The sequence below is a fragment of the Haloarcula mannanilytica genome (assembly GCF_005406125.1).
GTDB lineage: Archaea > Halobacteriota > Halobacteria > Halobacteriales > Haloarculaceae > Haloarcula > Haloarcula mannanilytica.
This window is the reverse complement of sequence record NZ_BIXZ01000009.1, coordinates 1-15434: the sequence shown is the minus strand read 5'-3', so window position 1 is coordinate 15434 and position 15434 is coordinate 1. Positions and strand designations below refer to the sequence as shown.

16 protein-coding genes are annotated in these 15434 nt (G+C 58.8%); 6 read left to right on the top strand and 10 right to left on the bottom strand.

Annotated elements, in window-relative coordinates:
• Positions 1-42: 42 nt before the first annotated feature.
• Together Harman_RS17560 and Harman_RS17555 are read right to left on the bottom strand one after the other, a co-directional pair.
• Positions 43-642, bottom strand: a complete 600-nt coding sequence (locus Harman_RS17560; RefSeq protein WP_011222408.1) for a helix-turn-helix transcriptional regulator — start codon at positions 640-642, stop codon at positions 43-45.
• Positions 643-767: 125 nt separating this feature from the next.
• Positions 768-2162: a permease gene (locus tag Harman_RS17555; protein WP_011222407.1), complete on the bottom strand. Its 1395-nt coding sequence runs from the start codon at positions 2160-2162 to the stop codon at positions 768-770.
• A 328-nt stretch (positions 2163-2490) separates the two neighbouring features.
• Between Harman_RS17555 and Harman_RS17550 the strand changes: the two genes are divergently transcribed.
• Positions 2491-3957: an amidohydrolase family protein gene (locus Harman_RS17550; RefSeq protein ID WP_137685069.1), complete on the top strand. Its 1467-nt coding sequence runs from the start codon at positions 2491-2493 to the stop codon at positions 3955-3957.
• Between the two features lie 29 nt (positions 3958-3986).
• On the opposite strand, the gene Harman_RS17545 is transcribed toward Harman_RS17550, so the two are convergent.
• On the bottom strand, positions 3987-4511 hold the full coding sequence (locus tag Harman_RS17545; RefSeq protein ID WP_004048660.1) for an ArsR/SmtB family transcription factor: 525 nt from the start codon (positions 4509-4511) through the stop codon (positions 3987-3989).
• A gap of 201 nt (positions 4512-4712) precedes the next feature.
• Between Harman_RS17545 and Harman_RS17540 the strand changes: the two genes are divergently transcribed.
• From Harman_RS17540 to Harman_RS17530, 3 genes are read left to right on the top strand one after another with little or no spacing between them, the layout of a single operon-like run.
• Positions 4713-4928, top strand: a complete 216-nt coding sequence (locus Harman_RS17540; protein WP_004594622.1) for a heavy-metal-associated domain-containing protein — start codon at positions 4713-4715, stop codon at positions 4926-4928.
• A gap of 4 nt (positions 4929-4932) precedes the next feature.
• Entirely contained in the window at positions 4933-6852 is a 1920-nt protein-coding gene (locus tag Harman_RS17535; RefSeq protein ID WP_004594624.1) for a heavy metal translocating P-type ATPase, read from the top strand.
• A 28-nt stretch (positions 6853-6880) separates the two neighbouring features.
• Positions 6881-7534: a hypothetical protein gene (locus tag Harman_RS17530; protein ID WP_004594625.1), complete on the top strand. Its 654-nt coding sequence runs from the start codon at positions 6881-6883 to the stop codon at positions 7532-7534.
• A gap of 33 nt (positions 7535-7567) precedes the next feature.
• On the opposite strand, the gene Harman_RS17525 is transcribed toward Harman_RS17530, so the two are convergent.
• From Harman_RS17525 to Harman_RS17510, 3 genes are all read right to left on the bottom strand, one after another.
• Positions 7568-8800, bottom strand: coding sequence for a tyrosine-type recombinase/integrase (locus tag Harman_RS17525; RefSeq protein ID WP_049987695.1), 1233 nt, complete (start codon positions 8798-8800; stop codon positions 7568-7570).
• A gap of 381 nt (positions 8801-9181) precedes the next feature.
• Entirely contained in the window at positions 9182-9667 is a 486-nt protein-coding gene (locus Harman_RS17515; RefSeq protein WP_121513335.1) for a hypothetical protein, read from the bottom strand.
• Positions 9660-10532 carry a ParA family protein gene (locus Harman_RS17510; protein WP_128904668.1) on the bottom strand — a complete coding sequence of 291 codons (873 nt, stop codon included), beginning with the start codon at positions 10530-10532 and terminating at the stop codon, positions 9660-9662. Before Harman_RS17510 ends, Harman_RS17515 begins: the two co-directional genes overlap by 8 nt.
• A 493-nt stretch (positions 10533-11025) precedes the next feature.
• Here Harman_RS17510 and Harman_RS17505 point away from each other — a divergent pair, with 493 nt between their 5' ends.
• The gene (locus tag Harman_RS17505; RefSeq protein WP_136689351.1) at positions 11026-11700 is read left to right on the top strand and encodes a helix-turn-helix domain-containing protein; all 675 of its coding nucleotides are present in this window, start codon (positions 11026-11028) and stop codon (positions 11698-11700) included.
• Positions 11697-12392, top strand: coding sequence for a nucleotidyltransferase family protein (locus Harman_RS17500; protein WP_136689352.1), 696 nt, complete (start codon positions 11697-11699; stop codon positions 12390-12392). The genes Harman_RS17505 and Harman_RS17500 overlap by 4 nt, the downstream gene beginning before the upstream one ends.
• 84 nt (positions 12393-12476) lie before the next feature.
• Here the strand turns inward: Harman_RS17500 and Harman_RS17495 are convergent, their stop codons facing one another.
• From Harman_RS17495 to Harman_RS17475, 4 genes are all read right to left on the bottom strand, one after another.
• Positions 12477-12749: a hypothetical protein gene (locus Harman_RS17495; RefSeq protein WP_136689361.1), complete on the bottom strand. Its 273-nt coding sequence runs from the start codon at positions 12747-12749 to the stop codon at positions 12477-12479.
• A 157-nt stretch (positions 12750-12906) separates the two neighbouring features.
• Positions 12907-13341, bottom strand: coding sequence for a TRAM domain-containing protein (locus Harman_RS17490; protein WP_136689353.1), 435 nt, complete (start codon positions 13339-13341; stop codon positions 12907-12909).
• A 57-nt stretch (positions 13342-13398) separates the two neighbouring features.
• Positions 13399-13965: a hypothetical protein gene (locus Harman_RS17485; RefSeq protein ID WP_235007249.1), complete on the bottom strand. Its 567-nt coding sequence runs from the start codon at positions 13963-13965 to the stop codon at positions 13399-13401.
• Between the two features lie 582 nt (positions 13966-14547).
• Entirely contained in the window at positions 14548-15432 is an 885-nt protein-coding gene (locus tag Harman_RS17475) for an IS1595 family transposase (protein ID WP_137685068.1), read from the bottom strand.
• Between the last annotated feature and the right edge of the window lie 2 nt (positions 15433-15434).

Here is a 15434-nt window from a genome sequence, read left to right as displayed (position 1 = left end):
TACCTACGGAATTCGAGAGGGAGAGCGCCCGATAGATAGCGACTATTTTCCCGGTTGTTGCTGCCGAAGGTCATCACTCGGATACACACGATAGGTCCGACCCTGTCGTTCCCGATACAGCAGACCTCGCTCCTCGAGTGAACTCACGGTCTGGCTTACTTTACTCTTCGAGAACTCAGATCGATCCCGAAGTTCAATCTGCGTGATTCCGGGGGAGTTCAGGACGGGTTCGAGGACGCGTCGTTCATCATCCGGTAAGAGATCGAGAACGCGTGCTTGGGGGTCCGATTCAGGATTGATAGACGTCGCCGGTGCAGCGTCATCATCCATCGACGTAGCTGTTGCCGCCGATGTCTGTGCAGGATCGACAGGCGCCGTTGTGTCGGCCACTTCTGGATCGGTGAGTTCTCCCCGGACCACGTAATAGACGCCACCGATAACGCCAGCAACCAGCAGGGTTCCAACCACGTACCAGAGGGGGTCTGGGCCGTGCATCGTTCCCATAGATGAACCCATCATTGACCCCATCGATTGCTCGATAGCCCGACGCTGTTGATAGGCCCGCCAACTGAGTACCCCGCCGGCCAGGAGAACGAACCCGAGAAGCACACCGACGACAGTATCTGCTCGACGGCGATTCATATGACAGCCCCGAGTTGCGGGATTTGACTATTCATACCGTCTATTTGAGCGCAGTAGGTGTGACAATTGCGGATTGAAACTGTGATGATGAACCCCATCACAGCGGATGAACCACAGTGCGATCATCAGTGGTCATGATCGTGATCGTGGCTCGATATTTGCGGGCTTTGATTAGTAAATTCCGTTGGTTCTTCTTCGAACGTACGCTTGCATTTCTTTGAGCAAAAATAGTACGTCGTCCCATCGTGGGACGCACTCGGGCCCTCATCGTCGGTTCGCATCCCGCACACCGGATCTCGATACTGACCTGGTGCGCCGAGTCCCCGCCGGTAGACATACAGAAGGAACCCGGAGAGCGCAAAGGCGATAATATTGAGGTAGAACGTGTAGTTGAGCTCGAAGTACGTCTGTTCAGTCGCCGTCTCGCCGCCCGCCAGATCTGGAACGATACCCAGCGCGTCGAACAGCAGCTCCATGAGGAAGCCGGTGAACGCCATCGTGACGAAGAAGACGCCGAGGATGTACAGCATCACCTTCCAGCCGTAGTACTTCCGGTAGACGTTCAGGACGGGCACGGTGATGAGGTCGGCGTAGACGAACGCGATGATCCCGGCGAAGCTGACGCCACCACCCCAGAGCGCGACGGCGAACGGGACGTTGCCCATACTGCCGACGAAACTGAGGACGGCGATGATGACGCCCATGACGGCGTTCTCGGCAGTCACGAGCAGGCCGTCGCCCTGAATGAACAGCGTGTTCCACACCCACTGCGGGACGAAGACGATGACGAACCCAGAAATAAGGAAGCCGGCGACGATGTCTTTCCAGATCATCGACCACTCCTTGCGGTACTGATTCCCGACCTTGTACCAGCCACCCCACGACAGCAACTCGTCACGCCACCCGCCGCTACTCGACGTCTCCTGGCGATAGGTCTCCATACAGCCCTCCGAGCAGAATTTGAGCGTCTCACCGCCGTCGGTCGTGAGCGTGTACTCGTCTTTCCCCTCCATCCCGCAGGTGGGATCTTCCGTGACGCCCGCCTGGTGGTCGCGCTCGTTGAGCTTCTCGCGGACTTCGTTAAACAGGTTTTCGGGAAGCGTGAGGTGGACGATGGCGGCCATGACGGCGATGAGAATCAGGCCGCCGAGCAGTTCCGCGACGAGGAACTCCCAGCCAAGCAGGATGAGAATCATCAGCCCTAGTTCGACGATGAGGTTCGTCGACGCGAACATGAACGCGAGGAAGTTCACCGCGTGCGCCCCCTTCTTGAACAGGCCCTTCCCGATGGCGACGGCGCCGAAACTACAGCCACTGCTTGCTGCTCCGAACACAGTCGCCTTGGTAAGTCCAGTTAGATCGCCCTCACCCAGCACCTGTGCCATCCGCTCCTTCGAGACGTAGACCTGGACGAGACTCGTAATCGTGAGGCCCATGATGATCGCCCACGCCGCCGTCCAGAGAAATCCGACACCGATACGAAGGGATTCAAGAACTCCGTCGATTATCGTCGCCTGCATAGGTGTATCATTGTAGGGATCATCTATTGCGGTTTTGATTAGAATATACTGCCTATGAGGGTATCAGTACTATGGCATCGTAACCGTCGGCCATAGATGATCTATCGTGAAGAGGGGAAAACATTGCAAACCTCCACAAGCTCCACGGAATCCGACTTCAGATTCAAAAGGGGAATCTGATTAAATCACGCCGACGTATTAGAGGCTAATGGGACCAGTAGAGACCGATGATATCCCAAATGAGGGGAACACCACCTGGAAGAACAGCCTTCGCCGGCCTGCTCGGTTGTCCAGTACGGTAACTGTCACATCCACTTCCTAATTTACGATGGCTGTCGATCTGGCAATCCATGATGCACTCGTTCTCACAGCCGACGAGCGGAACCGCCTGTACGAGCGCGGCACAGTATGCATCACCGATGGCTGTATCGAAGAAGTCCGACCATCACGTGCAGGAGACGGAGAATTAGAAGCGTCCACCGTTATCGACGGGAACGGGAAACTGGTGATGCCGGGGTTGGTGAACGCCCACACGCACTTGGAGATGACACCGCTCATCGGTGCGTTTAGCGAACTCGAGCTGACGGAGATGCTTGGGAGTGGGACGGCCTTGTTTAACAGATTAGGGAACGGCGAATTCGAGTACCTCGTCGAGGCAGGCGTCGAGCTCGCAGCGCTCAATTTCCTCTTGGGCGGTGTCACGACCGTGAACTCGATGGACGCACGGCCTGCCGCAGGTGCAGAGGCGTTCGGGGAAGCAGGGCTCCGCGGATTTTTCGGCCCGGCGATCTCGGACCTCTTCTGGGACCAACCAGTCGATCAGCAGTTCTCCCGTGCTCGCGAGTTCGTCGAAACGTACCACGACACGTACGACGGCCGAATCAGGGCGACGATCTGCCCGCACGACGACTGGTCGTGTACCAGGCAGCTGTGGGAACGGACCGCATCCCTCGCCGCAGAGTACCCGGACCTGCTCGTCCACACGCACTTGCTCGAACTCGAGGAGAGTAACACGATGGCACGAGCGAACGGTGGCGAGGACTCGGTAGGATTGCTCGACGACGTTGGACTCCTGGACGACCGACTGGTCGCTGCTCACTTCCGCCTCGCCGACGAAGAGGACATCCAGCGAACCGCCGAGGCGGACGCGGCTGTTGCGCACTGCCCGTCCGTCTTCTGTTACTGGAATCCGGACGGGGAGACGCAGTGGACGCCCGTTCCCGAGCTTCGAGCCGCCGGCGTCGACGTCGGAGTAGGGATTGACGACCACTACTGGCACGACTCGTACAGCATGTTCGGTGAAGCGCGGCAAGCTCGGCTGGCGGCAAATCTCAAGCGTTCAGCCGGGCAGTTCGACTCGATGGAACTGATACGAATGCTCACTATCGAGGGCGCACGCGCGCTGGGGATGGGCGACGAGATCGGCAGTATCGAAGCGGGAAAGCGCGCGGATATTATCCTCCTCGACGTCGACAAACCGAAGTTCACGCCACTGACCAACGTTCCCGCACACGTCGTGAACAACGCGGTCCCGGCCGACGTCGAGACAGTGATCGTTGACGGCGACGTCGTCCTCCGGAATGGTGTGCCCGAGACAATGGACTCGGACGACGTGCGACAGCGAGTAAATCAGGCTGTCGAACGCTTCATGGACGAGACAGGCTGGGAGTTAGACATTGGTGGTAGTGAACCGCCGACCAGCATCGAGACTGTACGGGACCTCCCAAAGCGTGGCCCTGCGCGACTCCTGACTCGCCTCGCGATGCAATCCGCGCGTGATCGGTTCTCCTTCTAAGACCCTGCCAGCGTAGGGGTGGTTCCCCCTCAGGAATTTCTGTGGGCGCGAACGAACGCACGTCGCAGGACGGTCAGAAGAACGTACGTCTCGTACTTCTGGGTCTGGCAGTGCTCGCAGGGCTGCATATCCTCGACGATCTCCTCAATAGCGTCGTCGTACTCGTCGGTGAGCGTAGTGAGCGCGTCCGTGATCTGGGGCTGGGCAGCGTCGATCATCTCCTCGACGGCGGCGTCGGCCGAATCTGGTAGTGAGTACGAGAGGACGATCGTGTTCGCGTGGTAGTACTTCGTCGTCCCACCACGCCCCTCCTCGAAGCGAACGACGTCGACGAGGCCCGCATCCCGGAGCTCGTTGATGTGATGGCGGACCGTGTTCTCCGTCCGGTCGATGCCGCGATCGTCGAGGCGTTCGTGGACCTCGGTCGCAGTTAGGGCTTCCTCGGACAGAATGTCGAGGACCATCGCCCGCATCGGCTCGTCGATGGCGTCCGAAATCCGAGTGTCTCGCACCGCGATGTCGTCGAGACGGTGGTCGGTATCGGAATCACTCATACGAGGACTGAGCGCGAGCACGCGGGAAAAGGTAGCGGGGCAGGAGTCGGGTAGGTGTCTGTCGAGGTATCCAGTACAGGATGGACCCGCGATAGCGAAAGCCCTAGACGACCCGTTTGACTGTTCCAACGACTCGTATCCGAATTCAAACATATCATATAAAAAATACTTATTGAGGTACGGGCACTATCTCAAACTGTAATGAGCGACACAACCCAATTCCGCGTCCTCGACTTCGACTGCCCGACCTGCGCGAGTACCGTCGAACGCGCCCTGTCGAACGTCGACGGCGTCCAGCACGTCGAAGTCCACTACGCGACCGGCCGCGTCGAGATCGAGTACGACGACAGCGTCGCTGACCCCGACGCCTTCGCAGAGACCATCGAAAACCAGGGGTACACTCCCCAGCCCGCCTAACACTATGAACAAACAATCGATCACGCAGTACTACCGGAACCACCGGAAGGCCATCGTCACGGCGACAAGCGGCCTGCTGTACGGCGGTGGCTGGAGTCTCGGCTACCTCACGAGTTTCGAGATGGCAAGCGCCGCCATCCTCGTCCTCGCGACGGTCGTGGGTGGCTACGACATCGCCAAGACCGCTTACCACGAGGTCACCAACCGGACGCTCGGCATCAAGACGCTGGTGACGCTGGCCGCCATCGGTGCTATCGTCATCGGGGAGTACTGGGAAGCCGCCGCCGTCGTCTTCCTGTTCAGCCTTGGCAGCTACCTCGAAGGCCGGACGATGCGGAAGACCCGGACGGCACTTCAGGAGCTACTGGAGATGACGCCCGACACGGCGACCGTCCGTCGCGACGGGACACTCCAAAAGGTCTCCGCCCGCGATGTCGAAGAGGGCGAAGTCGTCGTCGTAAAGCCGGGCGGGAAGATCCCGGTCGACGGAACCGTCGTCGACGGCGAGAGCGCAGTCAACCAGGCGCCGGTCACCGGCGAGAGCGCGCCCGTCCACAAGGCCGACAGCGACGAGGTGTACGCCGGGACGGTCAACCAGGAGGGCGCGCTAGAAATCCGGACGACGGGAGCGGGATCGGATACGACTCTCGAACGGATCATCCGTCGCGTCGAGGAGGCCCAGGAGGCTCAGTCGCCCACGGAGAGTCTCATCGACCGGTTCGCGAAGTACTACACGCCGGCCGTCATTGCCCTGGCTATCGGCGCGTACGCGGTCACGCAGAACGCGATCCTGTCGCTGACGCTGCTGGTCATCGGCTGTCCGGGCGCGCTGGTCATCGGGCCACCGGTCAGCATCGTCTCGGCCATCGGTAACGCCGCCCGGTCGGGCGTGCTGATGAAGGGCGGCGAACACCTCGAACGCGCCGGCAAGATCGATCTCGTCGCCTTCGACAAGACGGGGACGCTCACGAAGGGCGAGACCACCGTCTCCGGTATCGAGGGGTTCGGCGTCGCCGCCGCCGACGTCCTCTCGCTCGCAGCGACCGCCGAGAAGAAGAGCGAACACCACCTCGCGGACGCCATCGTCGACATGGCCCGCGAACGCCAGACGGCTGCGACGGACGGTGGAGCGACGGTCGCCCAAGCGGACGATACGGACGTGGGGCGCAGGTCGGTCCCCGATCCCGACGACTTCGACGTGGTCGCCGGCAAGGGCGTCATCGCCCATGCCGATGGCCAGGAAGTCGTCGTCGGCAACCGCGCGCTGCTGGACGACCGCGACGTCGATGTCCCCGATCGGGTCGCCGACTACGTCCGCGAGCGTGAGGGGCGCGGCGAGACAGTCGTCCACGTCGTTCGGGACGGGGACATCATCGGCGCGATTGCGATGCGGGACGAGCTCCGGGAGGCCGCTCCTGGGGTCGTCGCGGCGCTCCAAGACGCTGGCATCGAGACGGTGATGCTCACCGGCGACAACGAGCGGACGGCCGCTGCCGTTGCCGAGGAGGTCGGTATCGACGAGTACCGTGCCGAACTCCTCCCCGAGGACAAGCAGTCCGTCATCGAGGGCTACCAGGCCGACGGCCACGTCGTCGCGATGGTCGGCGACGGCATCAACGACGCGCCATCGCTGGCCACTGCCGATGTCGGCATCGCGATGGGTGCTGCGGGAACGGACACCGCTATCGAAACGGCTGACATGGCGTTGATGGCCGACGACCTCGAACGCATCCCGTACGCGGTCAAACTCAGCAAGGCGACGCGCTGGAACGTCCTCGAGAACGTCGGGCTCGCGGTGCTGACCGTGACCGTCCTCCTCGCGGGCGTGCTCACCAGCTACGTCACCCTCGCGTCGGGAATGCTGGTCCACGAGGCCAGCGTCCTCCTCGTCATCCTCAACGGGATGCGACTGCTCCGCTACTGACCACGAGACACGATCACAACCACAACTCATGACATCGAATTCGACTGCGACTGACACGACCCAGACGAGAACCAATTGGCAGGTCGACTACGACGCCGACCCGATCGAAATCCGCGACCCCGTCGCGGAGGCCCTCGGCGTCCTCGAACCGGGCGAGCCGTTCGTCGTCACCTACCGGGACGCGGTGAAAGAAGCCGGACACTCCTGTCCGACAGCCTCGGGTGCCTATCGGATCGTCCAGCTCGGGCTCGACGCCCTGTATCCCGACGACTATCCAGTCCGGAGCGAAATCGAGGTCCAGACGGCCGGCCCGCAGGACGATGCCGCGTACGGCGTGATGAGCCGCATCATCTCGTACGTGACTGGCGCGACCGGCGATGACGGATTCAGCGGGCTCGCCGGCGGCTATGGCGGCCGCCGCGACCTCCTGCGCTTCGACGCGTTCGACCCGGACACGGCGGACCCGACGTTCCGGTTCCGGCGAACCGACACGGACGAGACCGTCGAAGTGACCTACCACGTCAGCGACGTTCCTGACGGTGGACCCGCAATCGGGAACCTCCAAGGGATTCTCGACGAATCGGCAACTGACCAGCAACGAGAGGCTTTCGCTGACGCCTGGCACCGCCGGGTACAGGTCGTCCTCAGCGACGACTCGCTGTTCACCGTCGACGCGGTGTGAACGCGACGGTCTACCCCTCTCACTCGAAATAAGTTACTGCGGTACACTATCGATCTCCTCAAGGGCCTCAGTAGCGACATCACCTAACTCACCAGCCTCGATATGCGAGTACCGCTCACGAACCATCTCCTCAGAATTATCGAGATATCGGGCCGCCACAGTATATCCGAATGCCCGGACCAGAACCTCGCCCATGCCACGACGGCCACCGTGCGGAGCAAGATAATCGTGTTTCGGATGGTCGATGTCGATCTCCGCGGCCTCCGAGAGTCGTTGGAGAATCGACCGTGCGCCGTCCGTCGTGATCGACGGCGGCCGAATGTCCACATCGAGCGCCAGCAGCAGGTCGCGAGCGTACTCCGCACGGCGTTCAATGATTGCTTCTGGGCGTTCCCCTCGTTCGGCGAGGTTTTCCCGGACGAGCCCTGCGAGCGTCCGTTGGTCGAACGTCGGAAACACCGGCCAGCGCTCCGTTGGTGGGTCCATCAACTGGCGATAGCTTCGCAACGGCGAGATCACCGGATCGGGAAGGCTCGCGGCATCCCATTGCTGTTTCTTCCGGTAGACGTCCATACTCCCGTCGTCGACGGAGAGGTCCTCCCAGCGGACGCCGCGCCGGCGCGGGTCGTTCGGATCGCGGAGGAGTTCGCCAACGCGGACGGCGGTGTACGCGAGGACAAACACCAGCGCCCGGTCACGAGCCGCCTTCAACGCCGCGTAGCGTGCTCGCTGCTTGTCGAGGGGATCAGTATCCTCCGGGAGTGTCGTGTACGCCTCGACGGCGTCGCGGGCCCGTTCGTCGACGTGACGGGTGAGGGCGTGGCGCTGTTCGGACGTCCAGGCCTGCTGGTCGCCGGGCTTGCGACCGTCGTCCTCCGGCAGCGGCGCCATCGCACTCGCTCGCTGCGCGTAGTGGGCCTCAAGATATCCCTCGTTGACGCACCAGCCACACCACGCAGAGATATAGCGGTAATAGGTTTGTACTGTGTTCTGCTTGAGTCCCCGATCTCCACCGAGATGTCGGGCGTACTCCCGGAACACGCGTTCGTCGAGATCGTCGAAGGTCGGCTCGCGGCCGACGTCGTCGGCGATCCCGGTCCAGTCGTCGGCGCCGCGGTCGCCGGCGGCCCACTCGGCGAACCGTTCGAGCTCGCGTGCAGCGTTACGTCGATAGTTCCCACCGCCGCCGCCCCGGCCTTTCCCCTTGTCTTGGAGGTAGCGCTCGAAGCTGTCGTCGAGCGGCGTCGAAAGCGCTCGGTCAGGCATTCACCGGCCCTCCACCGTCCTGCAGCCCCGGTCTCGGGTCCTCTACCCTGGGGGAAGCGTCGTCGTGAGGCGGTTGCAGCATTCGTGCTTCACCGACGGCGCCGGGGTACTTCAAAGTGGTCGTGATTACCGGCGTAATCAGGACCATCGAGTACAGAAATCTCATAACCATTTTTCCGATGATAGAAGGGTTCTATCCCCTGAAATTCGGATTTGACCAACGGTATAAACCATATACCGATATACTAAAACCGCGACCGCCGTTCGGACCCGGTTCTGAGAATAATCGCAAGACTGCAAGCAGATAGCTTGCTACACAATCTGCATAATGTACAATGCGCACAAAATTTGAATGGTGAGGAAAATCAGCCAAATCCAATGTTAGTCGTTCGTAGCTTGCTCGCTCAGCATCTCAACAACTTCCTGAACACGTTCCTCATCGGCTTCGATACCACGCTCCCGGAGGATCTGGAGGGCAACCTCATCACCGTGGTCCGCAATTACCCGGAGACACGCATCTTGAAACTCTCTTCCCTCAAACTCGGGAACATCAAACATAGAACACGCAGCAGTTACCGATGATCGCATCCGGGTGACGCCATCCCACGTGTCCTCCCGGACATAGAAGCCGTGCATATCGGTCTCATCAAAGGAGAAGGCCGGTCCACCGGTGGATTCGTCCACATCCTCCTCATCCTGCTCAGGAATGGACTCAGTCTCCGACTCTGTGTCCTCAGTAGTTATCTCTTCATCCGGTTGCGGTTCATCCTGGGCGTCAGTACGTTCGTCGTCATCCGATTCGGCTCCTTCCTCCGTTTGTTTGAGCTGTTCAGCGACGTCCCCGAAACGGTCGTCCTCATTAGGCATGGCTGTGTTCCTCCACGAGGTCCGCTAAGTGATCGAAATTCGGGATCTGGTCGCAATCTTCGTCGAACTCCGAGACCGGCATTCCTTGCTTGAACGCGCGAGAAATCGCGGTCCGTTCGCGAATCCCTGGCTTCGGAATACTATCGATGGTGCGTTCCGAATCATCGAGGGCATCGAAGATCTCCGGGTCCACACGAGCGTACTCGGGGACGAATGAACCGAACTCCCGGTTGAGATTTTCAACGAGAGTCCGATGCTCGTTGCGTTGTCCCATTGTTTCGCGAATCATATTCGGAGTGACTGCGAGGATATCCAACCCGATATTCTGCCGGATTGGGGAGATCTGGCGTTCAATCATCTTATTGAGGCCGTTGATCGAGCCAGCACGCGGGATTAGCGGGATTATGACGCGCTGGACGGCGATGAGGGCATTGTCGGAGAGTTTCCCACGGCCGCCTGCGGCATCAATTATCACGTAGTCGTATCCGTTTTGAATGAGCGGATCGACGACGTTCCGTCGAAGCTTCACGTCTGCGAACCGTTCGTCCTTCAGCCTCGTCTCGACGTTCTCGAGCTCGTTACTCGACGGGAGTAGGTGAACGCCGAAGTCCGTCTCGATAAGCAGGTCTTCGGGGTCCTCACCATCGATAAGGGCGTCACCGAGGTTCGCATCTCGGTCGTACGCATCGTCGTATCCCAACTGGGTCGTCATGTGCCCGTCCTTATCCAGATCCAATAGTACCGTCTCATGGCCACGAGCAGCGAGTCGATCAGCGATGTTGAGCGCGATCGTGGATTTCCCTACCCCTCCCTTGAGCAACGAGACAGCTGCTCCGGGGAGCCCTTCAAACTCGTCAGCACTCATAGCTCAGCACCCCGTAAGAAGCGGATTTTGTACATTTTGTAGGTAATGTACATTGGGTAGATGTTGAAGGTTGCGCGAGTTTTGTCGATAATGTACGTTTTGCACTGGTCATACGCGGTCAATGATGCTCGTCCATCTTAATTCTGTGCCAGACAGATTGCGTACGCCATCTACACAATCTACATTTTGTACATTACGTAGATTGTTGGCACAATCTCAATTGGCATAATCACCGTCGACCCTACGCAATCTACATAATTTAGATAATCAGCATTTCATACGCATTCATCACAATCTTTGCCACCCACACGAACCAATTGAAGAAGCCCAATTTACATTATCTACATTATCCACATTATGCAGATTGGCTATGAGATCTACATTCTTCAGTCATTCAATGGGAGAGTCCCGAGTGATAGAACTCAGACAGAGCCGTTCTACCCCGTCTTCTAGTAAGACCTTTAGCTGTTACCGGATTATTGGTAACTACCAGATGTATGAGGTTCTCGACGACACGGCGGCACAGACTATCCTCGCCATCGAGAGTGGTGACTCCATCCGCCGTGTCGCCCAACACCTCCACACGCCCTACGAGACAGTGAGACAGGCCGTCAATCGGCTGGAAGAGGCAGGCTACGTTTCCTATGATGACGGCCTCACTGTAGTCGACGAGCGCGTACGCGACGCAGCGCTCGAGCTCGTCGCTGCCAGCGCTGGCGTCAGTCCACCCTCCATCGAGGAAACATACGTCATCCCACAATTCGGTGACTGGCCGTTCGCGTTCACGCGGATCGACGCCGTCTACGTGTGGACTCAGGGCGGCTACCAAGTCGGTCGCGAGCCCAACGACTATCCACTGTTCCTGGCTGTTCGTGAGCAGGACGTCGACGCCTGGGAGGGGTTCTTCGAGTCCTTCGACCTCCCGACCGCATTCGAACGACAGCCCCGAGACGAGCTTAGCGGACCGCTACAAATGGTCCTCGAGCCACGCGCGTCACTCGATATCGAGCACGTCGAAGGGTACCCGGTGATACCGAGAGCAGAGACGATCGAGTACATGCGCGAGAACTACGCCCAGTTCCAGTCGGCGCTGGCGATGCTCGACCGGATGTACGAGGACCTTGACCTCGGCGTCACGTATCGAGAGACCGAACGGGCGCAGCCATGAGCTTCAACAACCGAAGTGACGCGCTCATCGAACTGCTCGAGGAGCTCACCAAAGAGGGCCACGAGTACGTTCTTGTTGGCGGCTACGCTGTCTCAGCATTCAATGCTCGCTTCTCCACGGACCTCGATATCGTCGTCGCGCCGGATTCCAAAGCTGACTTCGTCGAGTTCCTCGAACAGCGGGGATTCGAGAAAACGGACAGCCACGCCAAAGAATGGTTCTACGACACCGAAGTAATCGAGTACGAGAAGCGGCTCACGCCGCAGCAGCCGATCGGCTTCGATCTCCTGGTGAACGGACTCGCGTGTCGCCAGACGGAGGCACAGTGGTCGTTCGACTACCTGTACGACCACAGCCACCAACAGGAGGTGAGCGGAGGCACAGTGACGACGACAGCCAGAGTGATCGATGGGGCCGTCCTCGTGGCGGCAAAGCTCCACAGCGGCAGAGAAACGGACCTTCGGGACGTCCTGGCGGTCGCAGAAGAGAGCGACCTCAACGCTGTCACGCCTCACCTTCGGCGAGGGGACGACGATGCGCTACGGGAGCAGCTTGAGCGTGGACTGGAGATCATAGAGAGCGATGAACTCAAGCACGGGTATCGGAGTGACTTCGGGGCCTCAGCAGTCTCAGAAGAAACGGTCACCGCTCTCCAAGAGTATCTGTCTGCACAGATTAACCACCTGAGCTGAAGCGGTCGGGACCCCCTTGATCGGAAATGAAGATAGGGTCCTTCAGCGGTGCTTGCAGTCAGTCAAAAAATTGGAGGGGCGGTGTCAGTCGACCGTCGCTAACACACGGACATCCGTAGCTGAGTGTCGTTCCCGTTCAGTACGAGCACCATGCTCGCGGAGGAACTCATCAATACGGTCGGCAAGGGACTCCGCGTCCTCTCTATCAACGTGGACGATCAGCGTCGGATGTTCCTCGTCGCTGTTCTCAATCACGAGCGAGACATCCTTGAATTCGTCCGGCTGTCTATACGCCTCAAACTCATCGGCGACCTGGTTGGCCAGGTCGTCGAGTACCTCAATCGGTTCCTTTGTCATAGATTGTATTTCGGCTTTGGAAGGTTGTGTCATCGCGAGCGCGTGAAGAAAACGTGACGTGACTTTCAGAACCACCTCCATCAGACAAACGCGAACGGAGCCTTCTCACACCGATGGTTTACCGAGAAGAAGACCGATCCGCAGAAGGGACAACAGGTTAGAGTGCTCGCGGATCGCTATCGACAATGCTCGCAAACGCGACGTTCTCCTGAACTTGTTCGATTTCGACTGTTGGCTCGTCGCCGGGCTGAGCGCCGGGAACGATCACGACGTACCCCCGTTCGACTTTCGCAATACCGTCTCCTTGATCACCGACGGTTTCGATTGTCACGTCGCGCACTTCTCCCTCATCAACAGGAGGACCAGATGAATCATGGCTCGTGCTCCCCTGAGAGGCGGGATGCCGTGGGGCCTGTGGAGATGTTGATTCAGCTTCGGAGGAGGAATCAAGGAGAGCGATGCGGTACGTTTCATCACCGGTCAGCGCCCCGTGCTTGATCTCACTCGGAGGAATCTCGATGACGAAAGTGCCATCCTCCTCCTTAATTTTCGCAGTGAAAAGCGAACACAGGGAGTCTGATATTTCTACCATAACTGGGTTTGATACTGGATACAATTAATCGGTCTCTTTGAGAAGGAGCGAACTGGATCAGCTGTCCTCAGCTGGTTCTTCCCAAGGAATGTCTCGCTTATGGACTACAGCGAGCTTCGAGTCGTCATCATCTTCCATTGCACTGAGACCACGCTGGACGAGAGTGTGAACCTGCCCAGCAGACTCCGGGAACGAAAATTGGTCATCCTCCGCATCAGCACGGAGTTCCAGATAATGGAGGTACAACCTGAACGTCGTATCTGCTCCGATAGGCCACCAAATCGTCCCTATCTGCTCATCTACCTGATTGTCCCAATGCTCTATGAGTTCACGGATATCGTCGACGAGCTCCTCCCCAGAAGTGCGAAGGCGGAGGGAGTATTCCCGATCCCGCTCCATATCTTCGATTATATCCTGAAGGAAAGGCTCAGCCTCCAAGGCGGTAGGTGAGGTCTGATCCGCTTTTAGAAGGTGTTCTAACGCCCGAATTTCTTCACGCCGAGCGGCTACAGCGTATGCGACATTGTACTTGTCCTCGGGGAAGATTTCGTGCTGACTCGGTTGCTGTGCCTGAGGGACAGTATCCCCGGTGGATGAGCTAAATAAGGTGTCAAAGAGTCCCATACGCTTCGTCCGGACGGCACCCATAAGTACTTCCTGTCAGAGTGGACCTCAGCTCCGGCGACAGTGTACCTTCTAACCAGTCGTTGCGTAATCAGAGGATCTCGTGTGAATCCTGACCGACCTGGGAACGCGTATGAAACTCATCCAAAATATAGAGGATTGAAACATCAAATAATGACGTCAGCTGTTGCTGATATCGGACAATGTCTTTCTTATCTCCGGTCACAATACGCTGAAGCACATCGCGTTCTGCAAGCCCTATGGCGTCAAGAAGCCACTGAGAGTCTACTGGAGGTATCCGGGACTCTCGAATTCCGATGTGCTCCTTGACTAGACCGCGAGCGCGCTCCTGATTGTCATAAGTTGACGACATGACGTGGACAGCATCCATTAGTGCGTCTTTCCGCTCCTTTGCGTCGTGGAGAACACGATCTCGAAGATCTTCGACACACCGTTTCGCATTCCGTGGGGTGATTTCACGCGAGGAGAAGTAGTCCTGGAAGTGTCGAACAAAGTGTGGCTTGGCCTGACTTCGAACCTCAATATTATCGAAGAACGCTCATCCGTAGCACATTGTTGATTTCACAGCGTTGCTCGAACAGCGTGTTTGAGAGCATCTCGGCCGGGTTTCCGAAACAGCTCTCGGCGTAGCTGAAACGCTCTAAGATACTGTGTTAGCTTGTCTTTGGAGATACCTCGGTGGGGCGAGAGCCACCGTCGCACCTGCGACGCGTGGCTCTCGCAGGTGTTGACGTGCACCTCATCGTCGGCGTATTCACCGTCGCCGTGGACGACGTATTCGCGGTCGAATGCGTCGTCGTCTTCGAGCGGTTCATACGCTCGAAAGCCGTCGGTATAGACAGTGAGCGACTCCTGCTGGCGGTCGGCCAGCAGGAGTCGAATCGTCGATTCGTCTGCGGCTTTCGCCGGGATCACGTACCGCTGTCCGGTGCCGCGGTCGGCGATGATGAACACGGGTGGCTTGTCTCCATTATACGAACCACGCCCACGCGTGGACAGGCCACGCGAGCGCGACTCCCGGTCGCGCTCGCGGCCTTTCTTCCCGGCAGAGACGTACACTTCGTCGATTTCGACGGGTCCGACAAGATCGAGGGAAGGCGCATCGAGCGCTCTGGCGAAGCGCTCGATGCGCCGGTGCATCGTTTTGTATGTCACGTCGATTTCGCACTGTAGTTGGCGAAGACTCGTGTTAAACCGGAGAAACGCATAAATTGAGAACAGCCACCGCCGGAGCGCAATCTTCGAATGAGCGAAGATCGTGCCAGTCTTATCGTTGAACGTGCGGTCGCAATTCTTACAGAGATACCGCTGAAACTCTCTGTAGCTGCCGTTTCTGACCGTCCGGTCAGAACGGCAGCGAGGACAGGTAACACCGTCACGCCAGCGAACCTGTTCCAGCAGGTCCGCTGCGACCGATTCCGACCCAAACACATCTAGCGGAATCATTC

What these genes read in the sequence shown, in the direction of transcription:
- Harman_RS17525 (WP_049987695.1), bottom strand. Translation starts at nt 8,800, where the DNA reads ATGCCTGACCGAGCGCTTTCGACGCCGCTCGACGACAGCTTCGAGCGC.
- Harman_RS17540 (WP_004594622.1), top strand. Translation starts at nt 4,713, where the DNA reads ATGAGCGACACAACCCAATTCCGCGTCCTCGACTTCGACTGCCCGACC.
- Harman_RS17555 (WP_011222407.1), bottom strand. Translation starts at nt 2,162, where the DNA reads ATGCAGGCGACGATAATCGACGGAGTTCTTGAATCCCTTCGTATCGGT.
- Harman_RS17560 (WP_011222408.1), bottom strand. Translation starts at nt 642, where the DNA reads ATGAATCGCCGTCGAGCAGATACTGTCGTCGGTGTGCTTCTCGGGTTC.
- Harman_RS17510 (WP_128904668.1), bottom strand. Translation starts at nt 10,532, where the DNA reads ATGAGTGCTGACGAGTTTGAAGGGCTCCCCGGAGCAGCTGTCTCGTTG.
- Harman_RS17475 (WP_137685068.1), bottom strand. Translation starts at nt 15,432, where the DNA reads ATGATTCCGCTAGATGTGTTTGGGTCGGAATCGGTCGCAGCGGACCTG.
- Harman_RS17515 (WP_121513335.1), bottom strand. Translation starts at nt 9,667, where the DNA reads ATGCCTAATGAGGACGACCGTTTCGGGGACGTCGCTGAACAGCTCAAA.
- Harman_RS17535 (WP_004594624.1), top strand. Translation starts at nt 4,933, where the DNA reads ATGAACAAACAATCGATCACGCAGTACTACCGGAACCACCGGAAGGCC.
- Harman_RS17500 (WP_136689352.1), top strand. Translation starts at nt 11,697, where the DNA reads ATGAGCTTCAACAACCGAAGTGACGCGCTCATCGAACTGCTCGAGGAG.
- Harman_RS17490 (WP_136689353.1), bottom strand. Translation starts at nt 13,341, where the DNA reads ATGGTAGAAATATCAGACTCCCTGTGTTCGCTTTTCACTGCGAAAATT.
- Harman_RS17550 (WP_137685069.1), top strand. Translation starts at nt 2,491, where the DNA reads ATGGCTGTCGATCTGGCAATCCATGATGCACTCGTTCTCACAGCCGAC.
- Harman_RS17485 (WP_235007249.1), bottom strand. Translation starts at nt 13,965, where the DNA reads ATGGGACTCTTTGACACCTTATTTAGCTCATCCACCGGGGATACTGTC.
- Harman_RS17545 (WP_004048660.1), bottom strand. Translation starts at nt 4,511, where the DNA reads ATGAGTGATTCCGATACCGACCACCGTCTCGACGACATCGCGGTGCGA.
- Harman_RS17530 (WP_004594625.1), top strand. Translation starts at nt 6,881, where the DNA reads ATGACATCGAATTCGACTGCGACTGACACGACCCAGACGAGAACCAAT.
- Harman_RS17505 (WP_136689351.1), top strand. Translation starts at nt 11,026, where the DNA reads ATGTATGAGGTTCTCGACGACACGGCGGCACAGACTATCCTCGCCATC.
- Harman_RS17495 (WP_136689361.1), bottom strand. Translation starts at nt 12,749, where the DNA reads ATGACAAAGGAACCGATTGAGGTACTCGACGACCTGGCCAACCAGGTC.